Genomic DNA, 22,906 nt, shown 5'->3' on the forward strand with positions numbered 1-22,906 from the left:
CTTAAAGGGTCAAGATGTAGCGGCATCTTGTAGGGCAGACATCACCATATCGTGTGGCAGCGGCATAAGCGTCGCAGTGCGGGTCCACAAGATCGCTACCTCAATTTTTTTGTTTGGATAAATGGCAGAACAGACCTCTAAGTAAGCGCCCATTTGGCGCAACAATCCATCGGGTACTTCTGACGGCGTCATGGGGACAACTTCGTTTGATTTGTAATCGACCACACGCACCACGTCATCTTCAACGATCAACCGGTCAATAATGCCATGCACAGGATGATTGTTCATCGATGGCAAAACGCCCGAAAACGGCACCTCGGCCAAGGATTTATCGCCAAAGACATCCCATTGATAAGAATGTTCAATGGTGCGCGTTGCCTCGTTCAAAAGCGGCTCTAACTCAGCCAAAGTCGCAAATAATTCACCTGATCCAAGCAACGATCGTGTAATCTCTGGCCAGTCATTCTTTGGGTGCTTGGGCAAGTGTTCCAGCAGCAAATGCAACTGACTGCCATAGCGCATCGCGGCGTCCTCGCTACGGTTTGACGCTGATCCTGACAACGCTTTTGGTCCACCCAGATCCGAGGGTGATAAAAACACTTTTGGTTCCTCGTCAATCGCAGCGGTTTTTTGCACCCAATCTGGCAGTGCGGTTGTTTTCTCTGACTTTATGGCGGTATCACCTGTGCGCGTGGGCCAAACCCCATGTGCATAGCGCTTTCCCATGCCGCTTGGAAAAGCTTGCTCAACCGCGCCCGCAGACAGCATGCCGTTTTCAACCAGTTGATACCAACAGCTGCCGTCCTTTTTTATCTTGCCTGCGCCCGCGACGATCAACCAGTTTTCCGCCCGCGTCATCGCCACATATAAAAGCCGCCGCTCTTCGTCGTCATTCTTATTTTTGAGCTGGGTTAGAGCCTCTTTAAGCACCTCAGAATTGTTTTCCTTGCTCGATTTCCATGCGATCCCGCCATGCTCAAGCGCGACAAGTTCGTCTTTCGGCTCGCTGGTTTCACGCAAGGTATCGGGCAAAATCACAATCGGCGCTTCCAGCCCTTTAGATCCATGTACTGTCATCACGCGGATAAGGTTCGAAGACTCATCCAATACACGCTTGAGCTTGATTTTCTCAGCCCCAAGCCAACCGATAAACCCCGTCAGGCTCGGCGTTTGTGTGGTCTCATAATGCAAGGCTTGGTGCAGCAACGCATCAAGCCCGTCTTCGGCCTCATTGCCAAGCCGCGCCAAAAACTTTTTACGTCCGCCATGACGCACCAAGACGCGCTGGATCAAATCATATGGCCTCAAAAAGTCAGATGTCTTGCGCAAATCATCTAAAATATCCGCAGTGACAGGCCATTCGTCACGCCGTGCACGCAATTCACGCCACAAGGTTGCCGCGGTACGTTTGTGTGCGAGCGAATACAGGTCTTGTTCAGACCAGCAAAACAACGGTGATTTCAATGCCTCAGCCAAGGCCAAATCATCATCTTGTAGCGACAAAAATGCCAAAAGCGATGTCATATCTTTGACGGCCAGCTCGTCATTCAAAATCAACTGATCTGCCCCTGCAACAGGCAGGTTCAGCTTTTTAAGCGCGCGGATCATCGGGTAAAACAACCCCGATCTGTTGCGTACCAAAATCAATATGTCGCCTGGCTCAATGTGAGTATTTTCACTGCCTTTACGAGGAATCGAGCCTTTTTCGATCATGTCTTTGACATTGCGGGCCACCATCCCTGCAAGTCGAATGCTGTGATGTTCAGGGGCGATCAGATCGGTCGGATTTTCCCAGTCATCGGGATCAGCTTCCACAGGCTCAGGTTCGACCAATGGCCATTGATCCACACGTCCGGGGGTATCTTCAAAAAACGCGATGTGATGCGTGTCGCCTCCAACGCCTTGCCCATCAGATTGCGCAAAAGTCTGGTCCGTCATGTTCAAAATTGCAGGTGAGGACCGAAAAGAGTGCTGCAATGCAATGTCTTGCAAGGTATGCCCTGCATCCCCAAGTCGCGCTTCAAAATGGTGCTTCATCTGGTCAAAAGCTTCAGGCGCAGCCCCTTGAAACGAATAAATCGACTGCTTTTTATCGCCGACAACAAAGATCGTGCGCGTCACATTGGGTCGCGCACCCTCGCCCACTGTAAACTCTTCGGCCAGCAGCCTGATCACCGTCCATTGATCGGGACTGGTGTCTTGCGCCTCGTCCACCAAAATATGATCGATACCGCCGTCCAAGCGAAACAGCACCCATTGTGCGACACTAGAAATCGACAGTAAATCCCGCGCCTTTTGCACCAGATCGTCGAAATCCAGCAAGCCAAGCCGTGCTTTGGTATCGAAATAGGGTTGCAACAGCGCGCTTGCGAATTGATGCAGCGCTGCGGTTTTTTTCGCAGATTGCAGTGCACGCAGATTGTCTGTGGCCTCCGACACGCGCTCCATTAATTCGGAAAGTTGCCGCAAGGCTTCTGGTTCAAGCGTCGCGCATTTCTTGGTCGGTAGCCCTGCGTTCGCACGCCCAAATCGTGTCAGCCCTTGGTTTTCGCCGGACTTGACCAAAAACGTACCGATCATATCTTGCAACAAACTCACTGATGGTGCGGCACCAACCCAAGTGCGCAGCATTGCGGCTGCCTTTACATCGGTTTTGTTTGGAGAAGCCTCCATGGCTGTGGCAGCACTGCTCAGCGCATGATCTTCGTCGCCTAGAAACACAGATTCAAGCAAATCTTGCTCATCATATCCGTGCGTTAGACCAAACCATTTCCAGATGTCTTCTGAAGTAACAGGCGGATGAAAGGCCTCGCGTTTGCGCACGATCTGCTGTGCCAAATGCAACGGGTCAATGTCGTCTTGCCCTGAAATATGTGTGGCAACTGCATCAATCGCATCACGGCCTTGACCCTCGGCCAAAGCATCTAAAACCTCAGCCAGAATGGCATTGGTTTCGCGATCATCCAATTCCTTGAATTGTGGTGAAACACCCGCTTCCAGCGGGAATCGTCTCAATAATGCTCCACAAAACGAGTGAATGGTTTGAATTTTTAATCCACCCGGGGTCTCGACAGCACGGGCAAATAAAGTGCGCGCGTGACGCATCTCCTCGTCTGTCAAAAGGGTGTCTGGCGCAAGGGCTTTCAACTCAATCGATAAAGTGTCATCAGGCATCATTGCCCAAGCTCCAAGCCGCTTGAACAGCCTGTTTTGCATCTCAGAGGCCGCAGCCTTGGTGTATGTCAGACACAAAATATGTTGCGGCGGCGTGCCCGCCAGTAACAATCGTGCCACGCGATCCGTCAACACCTTGGTCTTGCCAGAACCCGCATTGGCCGACACCCAAGTCGAACTGTCAGGTTTCGCAGCCGCGATTTGGCGCAGAGTTGCGTCATCAAGCAAGTTCATTGCACATCCTCCGGAAAAGGCGCGTCGCTGTCAGACCATTCACCCACGCGCGCCAAATGATCGAAATCACCGGCAAAGGATACGCTTTGAACGATCCGCCGCGAGGTATAGCCCTGTTCGGGATCGTCATAGTTTTTGATCAGATCAATAAAGCGGTCTTCGATTTTTTGTGTATCGCCAGGCAATAACGGCAAGCGGGTTTGTTTGGTGTTTCCGTCTAGGCCGAGATAAGCCAGTTCAAACACGCGCCCGGTATTGAGTCCCTTAAATCCGCCGTTTTCAAGCATTACGGCCTCAAGATGAAGCTGCATTTTCAAGGTCTCGGTTTGCTTTTTCGTCGGTGGCGACCCGGTTTTATAATCGTAAATAATATAGTCACCACCTTTGGTCTCGTCGATGCGATCTGCCTCGCAGGTGAGAGAAAAATCAATGTCTTTAAAGTGGTAACCGCCTTTGGCTTCCGTGGCGATGGGCGTGCCTATTTCACGGTTTTCGGCCTCTCGTAGAACCAAAGGCAAAGCAATTTTTTTCAACCGCCCCAACCAAACGCGGCGTGCGGCAGGCCACAACACTGTGTTTTCCAAAACGTGCTCTGCGGTTGCAATCAGCCGTGCGGCGGCCTCAGATGGTGTTTCATCGGTTTTATCAGAGCTATCTGCGACGAACTCTTCCATGACTTTGTGAAAGGCGGTGCCGCGATCACGCGGATCAGCAGCTTGCGTTAAAGGGTTCAGTTTGCTCAATCGCAACACGCGACTGGCGTAAATCTGATAAGGATCGCGCACCAAAGTTTCGATCCGTGTGACAGACAATTGTCGTGGCCGCGCCGCGTAAGGGGGGCGCGGGCTGGGCCGTTGCGCCAGCGGAACTGTTACATCGGGGCGCTCAAGCACACGGGCCATATCGACAAACACATCGCCACGGGCACGCATCTGTGCCAGTGCATTTGCGCCGTCATCTGACATACCCGCCAGCAGATTGGTGAGCCGTATCACCCAACGCGACGCCACGGTTTCTGCCTCGGCGTTGCGTTTGGCGCGTGCTAAGATCACCGTTTTGGCCCCTATGGATTGCTGAAAATCATGCGCGGCTAGGCCGATTTGTTGCTCGGGGGGTAAAAGCCCGACTTGTTTGCGCATATCGCGACTGAACCATGGGTCGGGGGCAGGGGCTGCGGGCCAAACAGTCTCATTCAATCCGCCCAAAATAACCACATCAGCCCCTTGAGCGCGGGCCTCAAGCGTGCCCCAAATCATGATGTCGGGATGTTTGGGTGACGGATCGCGCGCAAGACCGCGCCCTACGATGGCATTGAACATTGAAGCGAATTCATATGTGGTCATCTGACCACCGTGTGGCGCCTCAAATTTTAGCTCTGTCACCACGCGCAGAGCTTCGCGGCCCGCAGACTGTGCCCATAACTCTGTCGCATCAGTTGATTTTGGTCCGCAAACCAACGTTTCAGACAGCTCTATCACATGATCCAAATGATCCGATAGATGAGCTATTGGGCTGGATTCGAGACGCTCAATGATGTCAGCAGCCCACATCGCCCATGCGACAAGCGCGGTATCAATGGTGCCATCATCAGATTTTTTTTCCGCAAAAGCCAACAGGTCATTACGCTTGGGAAATGCAGGCCCATAGCGACGCAGATGGCGCTCAAGGTTGCGCGTCCATAGCAAATGATAACCGCGAATGCCCTCATCATCAGACATGCCGCGCGCGACCAGCGGGTGCTTGAGCAAAACCAACAGATCCTCTGATGATATGGCCCGACCAAGCGCTGTTGACACGTGGCGCAACAGCCGACCTGGTGGAGTTTGGTTCAACGGAATGCCCGCACTGTCGTCGGGGGCAATGTCCCACCGATCCAAAACAGCGGTGACATGACGGGCAAGTGCACGATCGGGCGTGATCAGCGCGGCCTTTTTACCGTCTTCGGCCGCCTTGCGAAGTGCCAAGGCTATGCTGACAGCTTCTGATCGTGAATCTGGGGCTTCGATCAAAGTTAAATCATTGCAAGCATCTGATACATTCTTGAAATTCGGCCCTTCGGTCATCCATTGATCGGTGACGGGAGCGGGGCGCAAAGCAAGCGATACAAGCTGGTTTAGGGTCACATTTTCATCAGAGTTTTTCACCCATTTTTCAATGCCACGGGGCGATATGCCCAGCTTATTAGCAAAAGCCGAAAAGCGTGCCTGCGGATGCTCAAAGGCGTCTGTCTCATGAATTTTATCCCAAGTTTCGGCCGATATATCAAAATCCACACCAGGCAAAACCACAGCCCCTTGTGGCAGGCTCGCGACCAATTTCATAAAGGCCGAGGTGGTCCCCCGCGACCCTGTTGACCCCGCAACGATAATCGGATGACTTGGGGGCGTGGCGCTCCAACTGTCGCTCAGCAAATCCACAACCATCTTCAATCGCGCCTCAGGCATCGGGGGTTGGTTTTGCGTTGGATCGAAAAAAGTAGAAATGATCGACATAAATCGCCGTGCCCGTGTCCAATGGCCGGATGTATCTTCGATGTTGATCGCGTCCAAATCCGCTGGCGATACGCCTTCGTCGTGCATTTCAGACAGCAAACCCGCAAGACTGTCTGCCAAATCGTAAATGGTTGAGCGTGCTGCAAAATCAGGCTCTTGATCTAAAAAACGCGCCACAAGCTGCGATAGTTCAAGTCGACGCCGTAAACCGGACACGCCTGTGGCCACATCGCGCGCCGCAATGTCGGTGCCCAGATCGGTGATCAGACGGATTTTGGGTAAGAAATGCGTGCCCCCATCGTCAAACGCCAGTTTCAAATCTTTGCGCATCCGTGATGAGTTCACGAAAATTTCCACTCGCGCCAAGGCGTCTGGCGATTGCAACTTTAATCGCTCCATCAGTCCGTCTTTAAGCGCGAATGGAAAGCGCACGCCGCAGGGCAGGCCGTAAACGCGGGGGCGGTCTGTTTCAGTGAACATTACGAATGGATCTCCAACATAGATTCAGCAAGTGGAATAGCATCGGGATATCCAACATCACACCAGTGGCCCGAATATATCGCACCATATAGCGTTCTACGGGTTAAAAGCGTTTCCCAAGCCATATTGAGCGAGAAATGTGACTGTTCAATCTCTGCAACATACTTGGTTTTGATGACCTGAAGTCCCGTATAAACATCACCAGCGCCGCGTAAGAGAGTGCCATCAATAGCGCGCAAAAAATCACCACTACCTTTATGACCGACGGCATTGGCCTTGGGGATTAAAAGCAGCAGCCCGTCCATAATGTTTGGGTTCCAATGCATGCGCAAAAACTCTGCTGGCGCAGGACCAGACCACACCGCATCGGTGTTCATTGTGAAAACAGCATCACGATCCAGCAGGGGCAAGGCGTGCTTTAACCCACCGCCGGTTTCTAACAAATCAGTTTCAAAAATAGGCTCGATTCCAGCCAATTTTAGATGTTTTTCCAAAATTTCGGGCTGGTAGTGCAGATTGGCAAACTGTCGCGGGATGTCGCCCATGGCGTCAACTGCATGATCAATCAGTGGCCGCCCCGCCACGTTGATCATTGGTTTCGGTTGATGTTGTGTCAGCTCAAGCATCCGCGTGCCACGGCCTGCGCAAAAAAACATTACAGTGTCGAGACAGTGCCGCATTGCGCTTTCAACTTTCCAAGAATCTCAGGGGTCGGTGCAGGGATCGCAGATGTGATTATCTTCGCTACATCCACCAAATCTGGATGGGCAAGGTCCGTCATCAAATGCCCCCAAACGCGCGGAATCAGATCGACGTAATGCGGCTTTTTGAAATACAGCGACATACGCGCGAAGATCATCAAAATGCGCAAATTCCGTTGTACAGAACAAATCGCCGCCTCGCGTGCAAACTGTTCAGGATCAAACGACATGCTTTGGGTGAAACGCTCCACGCACATCTTTTGCACATCCGGTGAGACATCGCGTCGTGCATCGGTGGTCAGGGATATTAAATCATAGGCAGGATGCCCCAGCATGGCGTCTTGAAAGTCTAACAAGCCAACATTTTTTGGGGCAGGGCGCGTCGGCAACCAAAGCAGGTTTTGTGCATGAAAATCGCGCAAGGTTGTGACGGATCCCGCCCCTAAAGAGGCAATCAATGGCGTCAATGCCTCGCGACAGGCCGCGTGCGCATCGCTGAGATCGTGATCTGTCGCAGGTTCGGCGTACCATCGAAAACTGGCCAGCGCGAGATCAAGCATTTTCGGATGATAGTCTTTCGCGCCAGCCAAAACAGGGGCCTGCGCCAACACGACCAAAGCATCAACCGCAGCGGTATAAAGGCTGCGCTCATGTTCAGGCGACGCATCGCAAACAACGTCAAACAAATCATGCCCAAAGTCTTCCAAAACCAAAAAGCCGTTGGATTCATCGGCCTCATATATTTCAGGTGCGGCCAACCCATTGGCACGCAAATAGGCCGCGACGGTTAAGAAGGGTCGGACATCTTCGCCTTTTTCTGGCGGGGCATCCATCACAATCGCATGACGACCCGTGGTCTCATCAAGCAAACGTTCATAACGTCTCAAAGACGCATCCCCCGCGAGAGGAGTACGTTTGGCTGTTCGCCAATCGGTTGTGGATAGAAAGTTATCTAAAAGCTGCGCACGTTTTTCCATGCGCCGACATTAAACCGCTCAACAGCCATGGCAAGCGAGATCACATCTCGACGAAGCGTGGATCGGCCTGGGGTTGGGGGATGGGGCGGACGAACTGCGTGGTTTCTTCTGGTGAAAACCCTGCCAATGTTTGCCCATTGGCCAGCGGGACAAAGCGACAGTTCAAGCGTCGGCCATCCCATAGGCGTGCTGAATTTGTCCATTCTGTGCGTTCGCCCATACGACCAATAAAATCACGTACATCACCCCAAATAGGGCTGGGTGCACATTTCGAATGCCAAAGACGTGTGGCGTCCATCACGCCGACATCGCGGGCGTCTTCCAAGCCGTCAGCCCCCCAAAGCGAGGTATAAGCGCTGTTGGCCATAAGCAGTGTACCATCATTTGAAAACACCGCGATGGCTTCATCTAGGGAATCAAACACGGCTTGGCCCGTTTCTATTTCCGCTCGAAAGCGCCGTGTGAGCGACATTTCGGCGCTGATGTCTTCGAACAAAAACGCAATGGCGCCATCGGGGTGGGGTCTGCCAGATACGCGGTAAGTTACTCCGCCATGCAGGGACCAAATCTCTTCGTATTGTCCGACACTTGCGGCTGTTTCCAACTCGGAAACTTCTTGACGCCAAGATTTGTAGTCCTTGGGCTCAGGCATCATTTTCATATCGCGCAGTCGGTCCAAAAATGCGGTCAGGGCAGGTCGATTGGATAGAAAGTCGACAGGTAGAGTTGTCAAATCCATAAGGGCAGGGTTGAACAGCGCAAGATTGCGATCACGATCAAAAATAGCAAGTCCGATGGTGAGATGCGCAAAGGTTTTGGTCAGTGTTTGGCGGAACTCTCGCAACGCTTTTTCGGCCTTAACAGTGCGGTCTGCTGCAATGGCGGTGAACAATGTGTCGTCTCCCACTGGCGTCGGGAAGACTTCATAAGGGTGATCACCAGCAGTGTCATTGGTCAAAGCAAGACGTTTGAATGCGCCCGGTGTGGTGGAGCACAATTGTTTGGTGTCAAATAAAGACAGGGGCGGCCATCTGGGAATGTCGCCGGTGGGCAATTGCGCATCGGCAAGCGCAACATAGGCAGAGTTGGCCCAGCTTATGGTGCCATCTTTCAGCTCACGCCAAACCAAAAACGGGACATGTTCAGATGTGGCGCGCAGGGTTTCAAGTTCCTGTTCCATGGCCGCAAGAGAATGGTGATCCATGTCCACATCATCGCGCACCGTTTCCAGATCCAGCAATGACACGCGCGCAAGCCCATTGCGCCACTCACAACGCAAAACCGCACCGCCGTCACGAGATTTCACATCGATTTGTCCCAGATCAGCGAGCTCACTGATATCTGTTTGAAACGTCGGGAACCGATGCAGCAGCACGCTGAGTAGGCGCGACCAATCAGAACCGACTTCCGCTGCAGCACTGATCACATGACGCGCGGATTTCGTGGCGTTGATCAGAGTTTCGTCATCGAACAGGAATATAATATCACTGTCGTCGCCGTGCAGGGCAATGGTGTCAGCCGCCGTTTTGCGCCCGCCAAGCCATGCCAATACGTATAGAACCAGAAATGCTGTGCAAAGCGTTCCAAGGCACATAATCGAAAGCGTAAGCACTGTATCGGCAGTCATGAGAATCCCCTTTGCGCGCGATCGCGTTGGGGATGACAATTCAAAATTTAGGTTAATGGTCCGTTAAAACATCGAATTTTCAATGCTCAAACAGCACATTTTCGCCTAAGGCCTTGGTTTGCTCTTCCTTTGACACTGCAATCCGCGACATCGGCCAAACCAGTTCGACAATAGCGCCAGAGCGCCTCCCCGCATGCAAATGCTGATCATGGGAGGGCGATCCGTTCGCAAATGAAATGTCCGCGCCGGTGCGTTCCAACAGCGTCTTGGCAATGAAAAGCCCCAGACCCATGCCCTCATAGGCAGGGCGTTTTTCCACATCGTCCTCGCGCCTGCGCCTGCGCATAAATGGGTCCCCGATTTTGCCGATCACCGATGCAGGAAACCCCGCGCCGTCGTCAATGATGCGCACGCGAATGACGTCTTTCGTCCAAGACACATCCACCCAGACCGTCGATTGAGAAAAATCGACAGCATTTTGCACAAGGTTGCGTAACCCATGGATCATTTCGGGATGGCGAAACACATGCGGTTGATCCACGCCTGTCTCGCCCGCTGACGCGTCAATGATCACGGTTTTGCCGCGCTGCATATGCGGGTCAGCGGCCTCTTCAATCACCGTTTGCAAAGGGGCCATTTGCAGGTGTAGATCGTTCTTGCCGCTACGCCCCATAGACCGCAAAATATCCCTGCATCTGTCTGCTTGCTCGTGGATCAACTGCGCGTCGGCACGAAACTCTTCGAACTCTGCCAGATCGTCGACCAATTCGGCACTCACCAGTTTGATTGTCGCCAATGGCGTGCCCAGCTCATGCGCAGCTGCCGCGACAACACCGCCCAAATCGGTCAGCTTTTGTTCGCGTCCCAGCGCCATTTGCGTCGCCAAAAGCGCCTCGGACATGGTGTGAATTTCCGATGTGACCTTCCACGCATAGCCCCCCAAAAAGGTGATCCCAACCACGATGCCCGTCCAAGACCCAAAGATAAAAATATAAGGCAACACCACTGGCGCTCCGTTTATATCGACCAAAGGCACATTGATCAGTGCAATCAGCGTCACCAAAACAATCGCGACCCCGCCGGTGGCGATCACAGATGTGGGGCGCAACGCTGTGGCCGAAATCGTTACAGGCACCAAAATCAACAAGGCAAAGGGGTTGTTCAACCCGCCAGACAAATACAGCATCGCCGACAATTGCGTGATGTCGAACAACAACATCCATGTTGCGCCGCGTTCTGTCAGCCGCATGTTTTCAGGGTAGACGAAAGACGCCACAACATTAACGATCACCGAGGCCCCTATGACAATCGCAAAGCCACCAAGTGACAGCTGAAAGCCAAAAAACACCATAGCGATGCCAATTGTGACCACCTGCCCAGTAATAGCGATCCACCTGAGCCATACCAAAGTGCGCAATCGCACCCAGTTGGACCTGCGTTCTTGGTTGATGATGTCTTCTGAAATATGGTCCATAGGCAGGCTGCTGATCCTAATGTGTCACTATATCTCTTGTTAGTCTGGCCCGCTGATCCGATCAATGCGCAGATTGAAGCGCTTCAACCGAATTCGCAGTTGTGAACACCCATTTTTGTGAACACCTACGGGGTATCGCTGTGATAAAACCGTTGATACATCTTGCCGCGTTTCGACTTGCCGCAAACTCTGGTTTAAGTCGCCTTGCTTTCATACTGGAGAAGCCCATGACTCGCACTGTCGCCATTACATCTGCCATCGCAATTGCCGCTCTTTTAGGGGGCACATTATTTTTAACCCTTGGTTCAAATTCAAACGACCTCGCAAGTTGTTCGCAAGCGGCTGTGGCAGGCGGATCAATTGGCGGTCCTTTTGAGTTGGTCAGCGAAGATAACGTAACGGTGACAGACGTTGACGTGTTCACCAAACCGACCATTTTGTACTTTGGCTACACTTTCTGCCCCGATGTTTGCCCGCTCGACAATATGCGCAACGCCGATGCGCAGCGTATTTTGGATGAAAAAGGTTATGACGTGCAAACAGCCTTTATCACCATCGACCCAGAACGTGACACGCCCGAGGTGATGAAAGAATTCACCAGCCTATTTCATGACAATATGATCGGTTTAACGGGGACGCCTGAGCAGGTTAAAGTGGCGTCAAAAGCCTATAAAACCTATTATCAAAAACAGGTTGATGGCGATCCAGAATATTACCTGATGGATCATTCCACCCAGACCTATTTCGTGATGCCTGATCGCGGATTTGTGGACTTTTTCAAGCGTGACGATTCCCCTGAAAAAATGGCCGAAACCGTTGGTTGTTTCATCGACGCCGTAGGGTAACCGAGCGTAAAATTTGACAATGACCACAGTCCGCCTACTGTTTATACACGGCGCATGTGGCGCGAATGGTTGGAGGATCATTTGATGACAACAGAAAAATTGAACATCGGTGACGATAAATCACTGTTGCTTGTCGATGATGATGAACCGTTTCTGCGCCGTTTGACGCGCGCCATGGAAAAACGTGGCTTTGAAGTTGAAATGGCGGGATCTGTTGCGGCAGGCAAAGCCATTTCAACCGCACGTCCTCCAGCCTATGCTGTGGTTGATCTGCGTCTTGAGGATGGCAATGGTTTGGACGTGGTCGAAGTGCTGCGCGCCAAACGCCCCGACAGTCGCATCGTTGTGCTGACAGGCTACGGCGCGATTGCCACGGCAGTCGCCGCGGTTAAAATTGGCGCGACGGATTATCTGTCGAAACCTGCCGACGCCAATGACATCACCAACGCTTTGCTGGCCACTGGTGATGATTTGCCGCCCCCCCCCGAAAATCCGATGTCTGCGGATCGGGTGCGTTGGGAACATATTCAGCGCGTGTATGAACTTTGTGATCGCAACGTGTCCGAAACGGCGCGGCGATTGAACATGCATCGTCGGACCTTGCAGCGCATCTTGGCCAAGCGGTCACCGAAATAGGTCACCAAGCAGGACGTATATGCCGGTTTTGGGTCTTTAAAACATGTAAAGTGAGGGGGCGGGAAAGTTTGTAAAAGTTGCAAACTCCCGCCTTATTCTCTTTAAAACACCGACAATTGATCACCGCAGGTCGTAGCGTTTCCAGATTTTGTCAACACGTGTGCCATCATCCAATTCGGCGTTCTTGATCACTTTGAGAGTCTCAAATCCACGACTTTGGTAATAGGCCAATCCACCAGAATTATCGGCACGGATGATCGCATCAATCGCGCGATAGCCGATGTATTTTGCGGTCTTGTACATCGCTGTAAACAGTTTTGATCCCACACCTAAACCCGTGCCTCCAATACGCACAAAGCTGGCAATATCTGCGACATCAGCGGCTTTGGGGCTTGGTTCAATCCACTGGAATCCCATCACGCTGCCTGTGTCATCTTCGGCCAAAAGCCAAACTGCACCAGGCATGCGCATACGTTGCGCCAATTCATCGGCAGTTTTGCCATGGACGTAAGCCGTGGTGCCCCCTACCGCAATGATTTCATTTAACAATTCCGCAAGCGCGCGGGCATCCAATGGGACTGCTTTTCGAATGTGATAGCTCATAACAGGGCCATCAATTCAGCATGCCTCAGTGTAAAAGCGTTGCGAGCATGGACAGGGGGGCGCAGGTGAATGCGTAGATTTTGCACAAGTGTTTCGTCTTGCTTGCCGAACAGTTTGTTGCTCTCAGTTGTCGAAAACCCAGCGATCTGCGTTGCCTCAAGCCAAGCAGACACCTTATCCGCCTTTTTGATCTTGCGCTTAATTGCCACAGGAATTTTCGCAGGCAGGCCAAAACGAATGTGAATGGCCGCCGTCAAACGATCGTCCAGCTCCCCGTAATCTGGCCCAATAGCGGCTTTCACGGGTGAAATCATATCGCCGATGACATACTCAGGCGCGTCATGCAAAAGGGCTGCCAATTGCCACTTTATCGGCTCATTCGGATAAAGCTGCCTGAAAATTTGTTCAACTAAAACAGAGTGTTCCGCGACAGAATAGGCCCAATCCCCACGGGTCTGACCATTCCAGCGCGCCACAAATGCAAGCCCATGGGCGATGTCTTCAATCTCGATATCCATCGGAGTCGGGTCCAACAGATCAAGCCTACGCCCTGAAAGCATGCGTTGCCATGCCCGTGCTTGTGCCATGTTTTAACTCCAGCCAATTCGTTCACGTTCCGTATAATTCGCCACGGGTTTAACCTCAAATCAATCCCATTACGTTGTAAGCGCGTATACGAGGTGGTAACCAACCTCAAAGTTATTTTTAAGGAGCCGCCCACATGGCCGACTATATCGTCAAAGACATCGCGCTGGCCGAATTCGGTCGCAAGGAACTCAACATCGCTGAAACCGAGATGCCAGGCCTGATGGCGCTGCGCGACGAATTTGGCGAAACCAAGCCACTCAAAGGTTCGCGTATTGTTGGCTCTTTGCATATGACCATCCAAACCGCTGTTTTGATTGAGACTCTTGTGGCCCTTGGCGCTGATGTGCGCTGGGCATCATGCAATATTTTCTCAACCCAAGATCACGCAGCAGCAGCCATTGCCGCAAGCGGAGTGCCTGTGTTTGCGATCAAAGGTCAATCTTTGGAAGAACATTGGGATTACCTAGATAAGTCCTTCCAGTTCGCTGATGGCCCGAACCTGATCTTGGACGATGGTGGCGATGCGACGCTTTATATCTTGCTGGGTGCACGCGTTGAAAACGGCGAAACCGATTTGATCGAAGTGCCGACGTCTGAAGAAGAAATCGCAGTTTTTGCACAAATCAAAAAACGTATGGCCGAAACACCTGGTTGGTTCACCAAAATGCGTGATCAAATCGTTGGCGTGTCCGAGGAAACAACTACAGGCGTTCACCGTCTGTATGAGCTTGTAAAACAAGGGCAATTGCCATTCCCCGCGATCAACGTGAACGACTCTGTAACCAAGTCCAAGTTCGACAATAAATACGGCTGCAAAGAAAGCCTCGTTGACGGCATTCGTCGCGCCACGGATACAATGATGGCCGGTAAGGTCGCTGTCGTTTGTGGCTACGGCGATGTGGGCAAAGGTTCTGCCGCATCGCTCAGCGGTGCTGGTGCTCGTGTGAAAGTCACCGAAATCGATCCGATCTGTGCGCTGCAAGCGGCGATGGACGGTTTTGAAGTGGTGCGCCTCGAAGATGTCGTGGCTACGGCTGACGTGTTCATCACCACCACCGGTAACAAAGACATCATTCGCATCGAACACATGCGCGCGATGAAGGACATGGCGATCGTTGGTAATATCGGCCATTTCGACAACGAAATCCAAGTGGCTGCGTTGAAAAATCACAAATGGACCAACATCAAAGACCAAGTAGATATGATCGAAATGCCATCCGGCGCGCGTATCATCTTGTTGTCTGAGGGGCGTTTGCTGAATCTTGGTAATGCCACAGGTCACCCTTCATTCGTTATGTCCGCATCTTTCACCAATCAAGTTTTGGCGCAGATGGAGCTTTGGACAAACGGCGAAGCATATAAAAATGATGTCTACATTTTGCCTAAACATCTGGATGAAAAAGTGGCACGTTTGCACCTTGCGCGCATTGGCGTGCAGCTGTCAGAGCTGACTAAAGAGCAAGCTGACTACATCGGTGTAACAGTGGAAGGTCCTTTCAAGCCAGAGCATTATCGTTATTAAACGTACCGAATGTCATGACCAAAAAGGCCACCGTAATGGGTGGCCTTTTCCGCCTATGGGGACTTCTAACAAAACTTTCCCTTTGTTTTCGAGCCACCTGAACCTAATCTAGCGTCAAGCCCAAGTTGAGGCTTTTGAACGTAGCCGAACGGCTAGTAATTGGTGGGAGAATTCCAATGGGAAAACGCGACGATCTTATCGCAAAATATGCCGATGATCTTAAAACTAAATGTGGCATGACGCCTGATATGGACCTGTTGACGAAAGTGACTATCGGCTGCGGTCCGGCGATTTACAACGCGGACGCGTCTACTGTTGCTGGCAGCCAAGAGTCAGAACTTGAAACGGTCAAAAACAACTTCTTGATTAAAAAATTGGGATTGGCTGATAGTCCTGAATTGATGGATGCGATCCATGCGGCGATCGAAACCTACGGCAAATCCGAGCGCAACAAATTCCGTGCCGTGTTCTACTACTTGTTGGTAAAGCACTTCGGCAAAGAAGCTGTCTATAAATAATAATTTGCCGCCTCAACCGTATGTTGAGGCGGCTTTTTTCTGATGTTTCATGCGGTTATAGTTAACGTCTAATTGCAAATTTCCATCGTCAGTTGAACCAAAACGTCACGACTTCTAATTTGCATGGAATCGCTAAAGCACATAGTTTGAAACCAAGGCCAGTATGGCTCGGACCTAATATATCAAACGCGTGTGGTGCTTAGGAACGCGTGGGGTGAAGAGGGTTCCGAGGGGTCGGGACCCTCTATTTTTTAAAAAATACCGAGAACAAGCCCAATAACGCCACAGCCGACAGCAGCGTATCCGCCATCTATGATGGCCAGTGCGCGCGGGCGCATTGCATAGGCGACGTTCATTGCGATCCATGGGGCAATGAAAAACAATCCAATACCGAGCCCAGATACCAGCCCTTTTGCTGCACCATCAATACCTGCCATTGCAAACATGTGACGCATCATTCCCGCGACCAGCAACATGCAAATCCCAGAAATAACAAATGGCAAGGGTGAGCTGCCTTCGGGGCGACCGTTTTCGTCCACTTTGACGCCGGATGCTGCGACCCATTGTTTCGCCAGTGTCATGTACCAAACAGCACCCATGGCAAAACCTGCAAGCGCTGCAATCAAAACCGAAATTAATCCCATAAGGTCCTCCAAAATCAATCTAGCTTAAGTAAGCATAGCTTGCGACACTTTGGCTAGACGATTCCTGACAAGGTCTTAGGGTTGCGTGGCGCCAAGTTCACAGATAATAGCCCATTCGTCAGCAGTCACAGGCTGCACAGACAGGCGTGAGTTGTTCACGAGAACCATGTCAATCAGGCGCGGATTTTGTTTGCACATCGCCAAAGTCACGGGCGACCCAAAGGGGCGCACTGCTTTTATATCGACACAGTCCCAGCGTGCGTCTTCAGTCGTGCTATCTTGATGCGCAAGGGCACAGACTTCGACGATGCCGACAATTTCTTTTTCGGCACGAGAATGATAGAAAAATCCAAGATCGCCCAGCTGCATTTGACGCATGTTGTTGCGCGCTTGGTAATTGCGCACACCATTCCATTCTTCGCCAATGTCGCCCTTGGCAACCTGTTGATCCCACGACCAAACGTCAGCTTCGGATTTGAACAACCAATAGGCCATCAGCCGATCACGCGCTTCCATGCTTGAATCGAGACGCTTTCAAACAATCCTGCTTTGGCATAGGGGTCGTTGTCTGCCCATGCTTGCGCCGCGGCCATATCGGCCACTTCGATAATAACCAAAGAGCCACACATGTCGCCAGCATCATTCAAAAACGGTCCGGCTTGTTCTACAATTCCCGTCGCCTCAATATAGGTGAGATGCTCGGCGCGTGTGTCGAGACGGGTTTGAAGTGCGCCAGCTTTATCAGCGCAGATAACAGCGAATTTCATCATTTATTCCCTTTTGAGTGGACGAGAGAGCAGCAGCTCCACCGCGTCAGTTATTATGATTGAAGAATCTAAAATGTCACGGACAACATTTGTGATTGGCATATCTATTCCGCGCCTCTCCGCGAGCACCGCTACAGCTCGCGCGGTGGCGACACCTTCGACCGTGATTGTCGGATCGATGGCTTCGCCTCGACCCAGCTTTAAGCCGTGAGAAAAGTTTCTTGATTTTGCGGACGTGCAGGTCAAAACCAAATCACCGAACCCAGAAAGCCCAGATAAAGTTTGCGGCAAAGCACCAAGTTCGGTCGCAAGACGTTGCATCTCAATATTACCGCGCGTCATCAAAGCTGCACGCGCACTTTCCCCAAGCCCCGCGCCAATTGCGATGCCACAGGCGATGGCCATCACGTTTTTCAGCGCCCCGCCAAACTCTACTCCGACTGGATCTAAGCTGGAATAGAGCCGAATTGTTTTCGTAGTTAGCCCAGCCTGCAAAGCTGAGACCAGCGCTTCATCTGTGCTTGCAATTGTCAGGGCAGTTGGTAATCCATCCGCAATATCCGTCGCGAAAGACGGACCAGATAGGATGGCAACCTTGGCAGTCGGAATAAATTGACTTAGAACTTCAACAGGCCCAAGTCCCGTTGCAAGATCGATGCCCTTACAGCATGACACCAGCATCTTTCCCGCCAAAAATGCTGCGTTTTCTTGCGCGAATTGTGACAACATTTGCATAGGCATCGACATCAAGATGATATCCGAGCGGCAAGCCTCACTTAAATCGGATGTGATGCCCAAGGCATCAGGCAGCTGACGCCCCGGTAAGCGCCTTTCATTGGTACGAACCGCTGACATTTGCACCATCTGATCGGTTGAGCGCCCCCAAAGAACGACATCTTTACGTACGGAACTCAGGGAAATCGCCAGAGCCGTTCCAAATGCACCTGCACCAAGGACGGTAATGCCAGTCATAATTTGCGCCTTTCAAACTTTGGTCAATTAAAATCGACCAAGCGTTGTTTCATCTTATATGGGGGGGTAACACTAGGGCATCATTCACACAATGCTGGGGATCATTTTGCCAAGGATCACACTCATTTCAAGACCAATGGAGGACGCAAAAGCGCTTAAACGTGCCCTTTTGTTGATGAACCCATCGATAAAAATTATCTTGGCGCCTGCTCTTGAGATTGTCCCCATCGCATATGACCTAAAAACTGATGTATTTGACGCAATTATTTTGACCTCGAAACACGCGGTACCTGCTGCCGCAAAAATCACGTCAATGACCCCTATTTTATGTGTTGGCGACACAACCGCGCAGACGGCGCGCACATTTGGGCTTAGAGCGGTTTCGGCGGCAGGAAACGCCAAGGATTTGATCGAACTGGTCCAAGCCTCCGGTGCGACGAAAGTGCTATATCTACGCGGGGCTCACGTGCAAGCGGATATGGAATTCGAGTTGAGTTTGGCCGGAATTGAGACAAAATCAGTGGTTGTCTATCGACAAGACTCGTGTGAGTTTTCGCATGAGATTCAGCAAAGCCTTTTGGCTGCGACGGACCTTTTGGTTCCTGTTTACTCTGCCCGTTCTGCTCGCATCGTGTCGGAAAATCTAAATGGTTTCGCAGGCGACATCACTTTGATTGCGATATCTGAGACCGCGGCAAACGGTTGGTCGGGGCCAGTACCGCATCACACTGTCTATGCAAAATCGCCGAATTTCGAGGCGATGGTGGCGGCTATTGCGTCGCAGTTGGCTTGAATGGCTTGAGGGTCCCTTTCAGTCCTACTAGGTTTGTTTTGTAGCGACACATTATTTGTTCGGATTCGAAAGGTTATATCGTGGCACGGTCAAAGAAATCTCCTAAAGACACAGCAAAATCCGAGAGCGCTCCAGAAGCGGTCATCACTGATGCTGTCGACGCGGTGCAAACGGAAACGGATGACGGTGACCCCAAAACCACTGATATAGAGAACAGCCCCTCTCCCGCACTGGAACCTGAGCTTGCGGATGTACGCGAAACGTCTGAAGCTGAGGCTGAAACCCCCGCACCAGAGGATGAGCCCAAAGACAATCCCGTAGAAGAGTCTGTAGATGAAAAAGAAGTCGTCGCAGAGGAGCAGGCTTCCGTAGATGCGCCAAATTTGAGTGAGCCACAGGCCATAGTCAAAAAAAGTGGAATTGTCCCCATGCTTTTGGGTGGTGTTATCTGCGTTGGTCTTGGTTATGCAGGCGCCAATTTCATCAAGCCCGATGGTTGGCCTTTCCCTGGTGCCAGCACAGATGTTTTACAAAACCGCGTGTCAGCACTTGAAGATCAGCTTACTGACTCTCAAACTCAGGTCGTACAGATGGCTGAGTTAATTGATACGGTACGTGGCGAAATGTCGGCTTTGACGACGTCCGTAGATGCAAAAATTGCTGATATAAATTTAGACGATGCATTGGCGCCAGTCGAAGCTGCGCTTGCAGCAGTTGATCAACGCCTTACTGCAGTTGAAGCCGCCCCTGTAGCCGAAGCTATTGTTTCACCCGAAGCAACAGCGGCTTATGAACGCCAGTTGACCGAGATGCAGACGCTCCTTAATAACGAAGTTGCGCGTCTGCAGGAAGCGAAAGCTGCGGCCGAAACCGAAGAAGCCAATGCAACCAAAGCCTCTGCTATCTCTCGCTTGCAAGAAGCGATCACGACGGGGCAACCATATGATGCGGTTCTCAAGAACTTGCAAATTGAAGTGCCTGCCGCATTGATCGCGCCTGCCAAACAAGGTGTCGCGACCCTACAAGACCTTGCGACTTCATTCGAGGATGCTGCTGATATTGCCATTGTTGAGACGGCAAAAGCGGATGTTGAAAATCAAGGTTGGATGGATCGTTTCTTGCGCACGCAATTGGGCCTTAGATCTTTGACGCCTAAAGATGGTACAAGCCCTGACGCGATATTGTCTCGCGCAGAACAGGCTCTTCGCGACAACGATTTGCAAACAGCTTTGACAGAAATTTCGACACTTCCCGATGTGGGGCAAGCGGTGATGGCAGATTGGGTTGCGATTGCGCAGACTCGTCTCGATGTCGCCAACGCGCTCTCCGCAATGCTTGCTCAATAGAAAGGCGCTCACATGCTCTGGTCTTTGGTTAAAATAGTTTTCTTTGTTGTCCTGGTGGCGGCGCTCGCTTTCGGCGGAATGTTCTTGATCGACAGTGAAGGCAGTATGGACATTGCGTTCATGGGTTTCAAAATTAGCCTGTCTCCAATCAAAGTTGTTATCGCCGTCGTGGTGTTGTTGGTGGTCGCTTGGTTGCTTTTGAAACTTGCTGGGCTCTGTGTTGCGCTTGTGAAGTTTCTTTTGGGTGATGAAACAGCGTTGTCGCGTTACTTTGATCGCAATCGCGAACGCAAAGGCTTTGATGCAATGGCTGAGGGCATGATGGCTTTGGCGTCAGGCGAAGGTCGTGTTGCTATGGCCAAAGCATCGAAAGCAGAAAAATATCTGCGTAAGCCTGAGCTGACCAATCTTTTGACTGCGCAAGCCGCGGAAATGACGGGCGATAAACGCAAAGCTCAAGAAGTTTATCGTCGTCTTGTAGCTGATGATCGCACCAGATTTGTTGGTGTACATGGTATGTTAAAGCATAAGCTTGAAGAAGGGGACACGGACACGGCGCTTAAGCTTGCTGAGAAAGCTTTTGCCCTCAAGCCAAAGCACGTTGAAATGCAAGATACATTGCTGCAACTGCAAGCTGGTAAAAAAGATTGGGCGGCCGCGCGCAACACATTGTCTGCCAAGTTTAAACACGGTGCAATTCCCCGTGATGTACACAAACGACGTGACGCCGTTTTGGCGCTGTCAGAAGCCAAAGGCGTTTTTGAAACAGGTGCCACGGTACAGGCTCAAGAGGCCGCAATCGAGGCTAATAAAAAATCACCTGATTTGATCCCCGCTGCGGTCATGGCCGCCGACGAATACACGCGCCAAGGCAAAGATCGTCAGGCCACGCGTATTTTGAAAAAGGCATGGGACACGCAACCTCATCCTGATTTGGCTGCAGCTTTTGCGCGCATTGCACCGAACGAAACGCCTAATGCACGGATCAAACGTTTTGCGGGTCTCGTGCGAGCAAAACCTGGCCATCCTGAAACAAAAATGCTTATGGCAGAGTTGCAAATCGCAGCAGAAGATTTTCCAGCAGCACGTCGCACCTTAGGTGATTTGGTGGAAAGTAATCCGACCGCAAGATCTATGACATTGATGGCTGCGATTGAACGCGGTGAGGGGGCTGAGGATGTCGTCGTGCGCGGATGGCTTACACGCGCTTTGACAGCCCCGCGCGGTCCTCAGTGGATGTGCGACAAATGCCAAACAGTCCATACATCATGGGAGCCCATTTGTGTGAGTTGTTCAGCATTCGATACATTAAGCTGGCGCACGCCGGCACAGTCGGAAGTTTCGATGCCCGCTGGAACTGAAATGCTTCCGATGATTGTGGGATCAGAAAAGGAGCGACCAGTCGAAGAGGATGCAACAGCTGGGCTTATAGAAGTGGAAATTGCTGAAGAGGCAGACGTCGTCGAAGCTGAAGATATTGAAAAGTCTTCGACATAACCAAGTTCAAAAACTCGGGCGGTGTAGTTTTTTCGCCAGAGTTCACTTGCGTAATGACTTGTTTCTTTTCAGGCGATAATAAATATCACGGTTAAGTTTTACGTTTATCTGGCCCTCTATCGAACGATAAATTCTGCATGTAAGGCACCGGCGGCCTTAATGCTTTTCAAGATGTCGATCATGTCTCGCGGAGATACGCCCAAAGCATTCAAGCCCGCGATGACTTCTGACAACGACGTTCCTCCTGGAATTTCAGCCAGCCCTATGCCCGGTTCTTCTTCAATGGTCGCGCGCGTTCTGGGAACAATCACAGTGCTACCTTCTGAAAACGGGTTTGGCTGCACCACAAGTGGTTCTTCCTCAATGCGCAACGTCAAATTCCCTTGGCTGACAGCAACTCTTGAAATGCGGACGTCCTCGCCCATCACGATCGTACCCGACCTTTGATCAACGATAACTCTTGCCTTGCGTTCGGGTTCGACAGAAATGTTCTCGACGCGACCAAGTGCGTGAGCCGGCGACAGCGATCTTGTGGCCTTTATGTCCAGCACGACAGTTCCAGAATCTAACATCCGTGACACTACGCGACCAAAGTTATTGTTAATAGCCACCTCAATGCGTTCAGCAGTTGTAAAATCTGGATTTCTCAAAGCAAGACGGATCGAGGTTAATTTCGTGAAGTCGAATTCAATTTCGCGTTCAATTCTAGCACCCGATGGGATGACGCCAGAGGTGGGAACGCCTTGTGTTACCGTTGCACCGTCGCCCTCTGCAGAAGCGCCTCCAGCAATAATTGTTCCTTGTGCAACTGCGTTTGTCTGACGTCAGCACCCGTGGGACAGATTTGAGGATTTGAATAACGGAGGATTTCTGGTTCATCTTATCGATTAGGAGATCGAGATGACGAAGAAGCCCCAGACATCAAAAGACGCCGCCGACAAGGTGGTTAAGAACATCCGCCGCAAGACGCGGCAAACCTATTCAGCTGAAGAGAAAATCCGCATCGTCTTGGCGGG

The 22,906-nt window shown here is 51.5% G+C and carries 19 protein-coding genes and 1 pseudogene; 7 read left to right on the forward strand and 13 right to left on the reverse strand.

Features of this window, described 5'->3' with window-relative positions:
• Positions 1-9 precede the first annotated feature (9 nt).
• The 6 genes from addA to regB all read right to left on the reverse strand — a co-directional run bounded on the left by addA (position 10) and on the right by regB (position 11,159).
• Entirely contained in the window at positions 10-3,408 is a 3,399-nt protein-coding gene (gene addA / locus KO497_RS07075) for a double-strand break repair helicase AddA (protein ID WP_215943263.1), read from the reverse strand.
• Complete coding sequence (gene addB, locus KO497_RS07080; RefSeq protein WP_215943264.1) at positions 3,405-6,380, reverse strand: double-strand break repair protein AddB; 2,976 nt, start codon at positions 6,378-6,380, stop codon at positions 3,405-3,407. Before addB ends, addA begins: the two co-directional genes overlap by 4 nt.
• Complete coding sequence (locus tag KO497_RS07085; RefSeq protein WP_252729553.1) at positions 6,380-7,036, reverse strand: nucleotidyltransferase family protein; 657 nt, start codon at positions 7,034-7,036, stop codon at positions 6,380-6,382. The genes addB and KO497_RS07085 overlap by 1 nt, the downstream gene beginning before the upstream one ends.
• A complete protein-coding gene (locus tag KO497_RS07090; protein WP_215943266.1) occupies positions 7,036-8,058 on the reverse strand; it encodes an aminoglycoside phosphotransferase family protein in 1,023 nt (340 codons plus the stop codon). Before KO497_RS07090 ends, KO497_RS07085 begins: the two co-directional genes overlap by 1 nt.
• Before the next feature lie 40 nt (positions 8,059-8,098).
• A complete protein-coding gene (locus KO497_RS07095) occupies positions 8,099-9,685 on the reverse strand; it encodes a PAS-domain containing protein (protein WP_215943267.1) in 1,587 nt (528 codons plus the stop codon).
• A 79-nt stretch (positions 9,686-9,764) separates the two neighbouring features.
• The gene (regB, locus tag KO497_RS07100; protein ID WP_215943268.1) at positions 9,765-11,159 is read right to left on the reverse strand and encodes a sensor histidine kinase RegB; all 1,395 of its coding nucleotides are present in this window, start codon (positions 11,157-11,159) and stop codon (positions 9,765-9,767) included.
• 227 nt (positions 11,160-11,386) lie between these two features.
• Between regB and KO497_RS07105 the strand changes: the two genes are divergently transcribed.
• Positions 11,387-12,004: an SCO family protein gene (locus tag KO497_RS07105; protein ID WP_215943269.1), complete on the forward strand. Its 618-nt coding sequence runs from the start codon at positions 11,387-11,389 to the stop codon at positions 12,002-12,004.
• 84 nt (positions 12,005-12,088) lie between these two features.
• A complete protein-coding gene (locus KO497_RS07110; protein ID WP_215943270.1) occupies positions 12,089-12,640 on the forward strand; it encodes an ActR/PrrA/RegA family redox response regulator transcription factor in 552 nt (183 codons plus the stop codon).
• 120 nt (positions 12,641-12,760) lie between these two features.
• On the opposite strand, the gene KO497_RS07115 is transcribed toward KO497_RS07110, so the two are convergent.
• On the reverse strand, positions 12,761-13,243 hold the full coding sequence (locus KO497_RS07115; protein ID WP_215943271.1) for a GNAT family N-acetyltransferase: 483 nt from the start codon (positions 13,241-13,243) through the stop codon (positions 12,761-12,763).
• Positions 13,240-13,830, reverse strand: a complete 591-nt coding sequence (locus tag KO497_RS07120) for an HD domain-containing protein (RefSeq protein ID WP_215943272.1) — start codon at positions 13,828-13,830, stop codon at positions 13,240-13,242. The genes KO497_RS07115 and KO497_RS07120 overlap by 4 nt, the downstream gene beginning before the upstream one ends.
• Before the next feature lie 134 nt (positions 13,831-13,964).
• Between KO497_RS07120 and ahcY the strand changes: the two genes are divergently transcribed.
• Together ahcY and KO497_RS07130 are read left to right on the forward strand one after the other, a co-directional pair.
• The gene (gene ahcY, locus KO497_RS07125) at positions 13,965-15,353 is read left to right on the forward strand and encodes an adenosylhomocysteinase (protein ID WP_215943273.1); all 1,389 of its coding nucleotides are present in this window, start codon (positions 13,965-13,967) and stop codon (positions 15,351-15,353) included.
• Positions 15,354-15,529: 176 nt separating this feature from the next.
• Positions 15,530-15,871 (forward strand): DUF2853 family protein, encoded by a 342-nt coding sequence (locus tag KO497_RS07130; protein WP_215943274.1) that lies wholly within the window; start codon positions 15,530-15,532, stop codon positions 15,869-15,871.
• 251 nt (positions 15,872-16,122) lie between these two features.
• On the opposite strand, the gene KO497_RS07135 is transcribed toward KO497_RS07130, so the two are convergent.
• The 4 genes from KO497_RS07135 to KO497_RS07150 all read right to left on the reverse strand — a co-directional run bounded on the left by KO497_RS07135 (position 16,123) and on the right by KO497_RS07150 (position 18,254).
• Positions 16,123-16,515 carry a DUF1761 domain-containing protein gene (locus KO497_RS07135; RefSeq protein WP_215943275.1) on the reverse strand — a complete coding sequence of 131 codons (393 nt, stop codon included), beginning with the start codon at positions 16,513-16,515 and terminating at the stop codon, positions 16,123-16,125.
• A gap of 75 nt (positions 16,516-16,590) precedes the next feature.
• Positions 16,591-17,010 (reverse strand): EVE domain-containing protein, encoded by a 420-nt coding sequence (locus KO497_RS07140; RefSeq protein WP_215943294.1) that lies wholly within the window; start codon positions 17,008-17,010, stop codon positions 16,591-16,593.
• A complete protein-coding gene (locus KO497_RS07145) occupies positions 17,010-17,282 on the reverse strand; it encodes a YciI family protein (RefSeq protein WP_215943293.1) in 273 nt (90 codons plus the stop codon). The genes KO497_RS07140 and KO497_RS07145 overlap by 1 nt, the downstream gene beginning before the upstream one ends.
• Before the next feature lie 3 nt (positions 17,283-17,285).
• On the reverse strand, positions 17,286-18,254 hold the full coding sequence (locus KO497_RS07150; protein ID WP_215943276.1) for an NAD(P)H-dependent glycerol-3-phosphate dehydrogenase: 969 nt from the start codon (positions 18,252-18,254) through the stop codon (positions 17,286-17,288).
• A 91-nt stretch (positions 18,255-18,345) separates the two neighbouring features.
• Between KO497_RS07150 and KO497_RS07155 the strand changes: the two genes are divergently transcribed.
• The 3 genes from KO497_RS07155 (at position 18,346) to KO497_RS07165 (ending at position 21,890) form a co-directional block, all read left to right on the forward strand.
• Positions 18,346-19,047, forward strand: coding sequence for a uroporphyrinogen-III synthase (locus KO497_RS07155; protein WP_215943277.1), 702 nt, complete (start codon positions 18,346-18,348; stop codon positions 19,045-19,047).
• Between the two features lie 80 nt (positions 19,048-19,127).
• Positions 19,128-20,393, forward strand: a complete 1,266-nt coding sequence (locus KO497_RS07160) for a COG4223 family protein (RefSeq protein WP_215943278.1) — start codon at positions 19,128-19,130, stop codon at positions 20,391-20,393.
• A 12-nt stretch (positions 20,394-20,405) separates the two neighbouring features.
• Entirely contained in the window at positions 20,406-21,890 is a 1,485-nt protein-coding gene (locus tag KO497_RS07165) for a heme biosynthesis protein HemY (protein WP_215943279.1), read from the forward strand.
• 116 nt (positions 21,891-22,006) lie between these two features.
• Here the strand turns inward: KO497_RS07165 and KO497_RS07170 are convergent.
• Positions 22,007-22,711, reverse strand: a pseudogene (locus KO497_RS07170) (flagellar basal body P-ring protein FlgI); the annotation flags it as partial.
• Positions 22,712-22,906: the final 195 nt, after the last annotated feature.

It is taken from the genome of Pacificibacter marinus (genome assembly GCF_018860665.1).
GTDB lineage: Bacteria > Pseudomonadota > Alphaproteobacteria > Rhodobacterales > Rhodobacteraceae > Celeribacter > Celeribacter marinus_A.

What these genes read in the sequence shown, in the direction of transcription:
- KO497_RS07115 (WP_215943271.1), bottom strand. Translation starts at nt 13,243, where the DNA reads ATGAGCTATCACATTCGAAAAGCAGTCCCATTGGATGCCCGCGCGCTT.
- KO497_RS07140 (WP_215943294.1), bottom strand. Translation starts at nt 17,010, where the DNA reads ATGGCCTATTGGTTGTTCAAATCCGAAGCTGACGTTTGGTCGTGGGAT.
- KO497_RS07085 (WP_252729553.1), bottom strand. Translation starts at nt 7,036, where the DNA reads ATGTTTTTTTGCGCAGGCCGTGGCACGCGGATGCTTGAGCTGACACAA.
- regB (WP_215943268.1), bottom strand. Translation starts at nt 11,159, where the DNA reads ATGGACCATATTTCAGAAGACATCATCAACCAAGAACGCAGGTCCAAC.
- ahcY (WP_215943273.1), top strand. Translation starts at nt 13,965, where the DNA reads ATGGCCGACTATATCGTCAAAGACATCGCGCTGGCCGAATTCGGTCGC.
- KO497_RS07145 (WP_215943293.1), bottom strand. Translation starts at nt 17,282, where the DNA reads ATGAAATTCGCTGTTATCTGCGCTGATAAAGCTGGCGCACTTCAAACC.
- KO497_RS07105 (WP_215943269.1), top strand. Translation starts at nt 11,387, where the DNA reads ATGACTCGCACTGTCGCCATTACATCTGCCATCGCAATTGCCGCTCTT.
- KO497_RS07135 (WP_215943275.1), bottom strand. Translation starts at nt 16,515, where the DNA reads ATGGGATTAATTTCGGTTTTGATTGCAGCGCTTGCAGGTTTTGCCATG.
- KO497_RS07155 (WP_215943277.1), top strand. Translation starts at nt 18,346, where the DNA reads ATGCTGGGGATCATTTTGCCAAGGATCACACTCATTTCAAGACCAATG.
- KO497_RS07090 (WP_215943266.1), bottom strand. Translation starts at nt 8,058, where the DNA reads ATGGAAAAACGTGCGCAGCTTTTAGATAACTTTCTATCCACAACCGAT.
- KO497_RS07165 (WP_215943279.1), top strand. Translation starts at nt 20,406, where the DNA reads ATGCTCTGGTCTTTGGTTAAAATAGTTTTCTTTGTTGTCCTGGTGGCG.
- addA (WP_215943263.1), bottom strand. Translation starts at nt 3,408, where the DNA reads ATGAACTTGCTTGATGACGCAACTCTGCGCCAAATCGCGGCTGCGAAA.
- KO497_RS07110 (WP_215943270.1), top strand. Translation starts at nt 12,089, where the DNA reads ATGACAACAGAAAAATTGAACATCGGTGACGATAAATCACTGTTGCTT.
- KO497_RS07130 (WP_215943274.1), top strand. Translation starts at nt 15,530, where the DNA reads ATGGGAAAACGCGACGATCTTATCGCAAAATATGCCGATGATCTTAAA.
- addB (WP_215943264.1), bottom strand. Translation starts at nt 6,380, where the DNA reads ATGTTCACTGAAACAGACCGCCCCCGCGTTTACGGCCTGCCCTGCGGC.
- KO497_RS07095 (WP_215943267.1), bottom strand. Translation starts at nt 9,685, where the DNA reads ATGACTGCCGATACAGTGCTTACGCTTTCGATTATGTGCCTTGGAACG.
- KO497_RS07120 (WP_215943272.1), bottom strand. Translation starts at nt 13,830, where the DNA reads ATGGCACAAGCACGGGCATGGCAACGCATGCTTTCAGGGCGTAGGCTT.
- KO497_RS07150 (WP_215943276.1), bottom strand. Translation starts at nt 18,254, where the DNA reads ATGACTGGCATTACCGTCCTTGGTGCAGGTGCATTTGGAACGGCTCTG.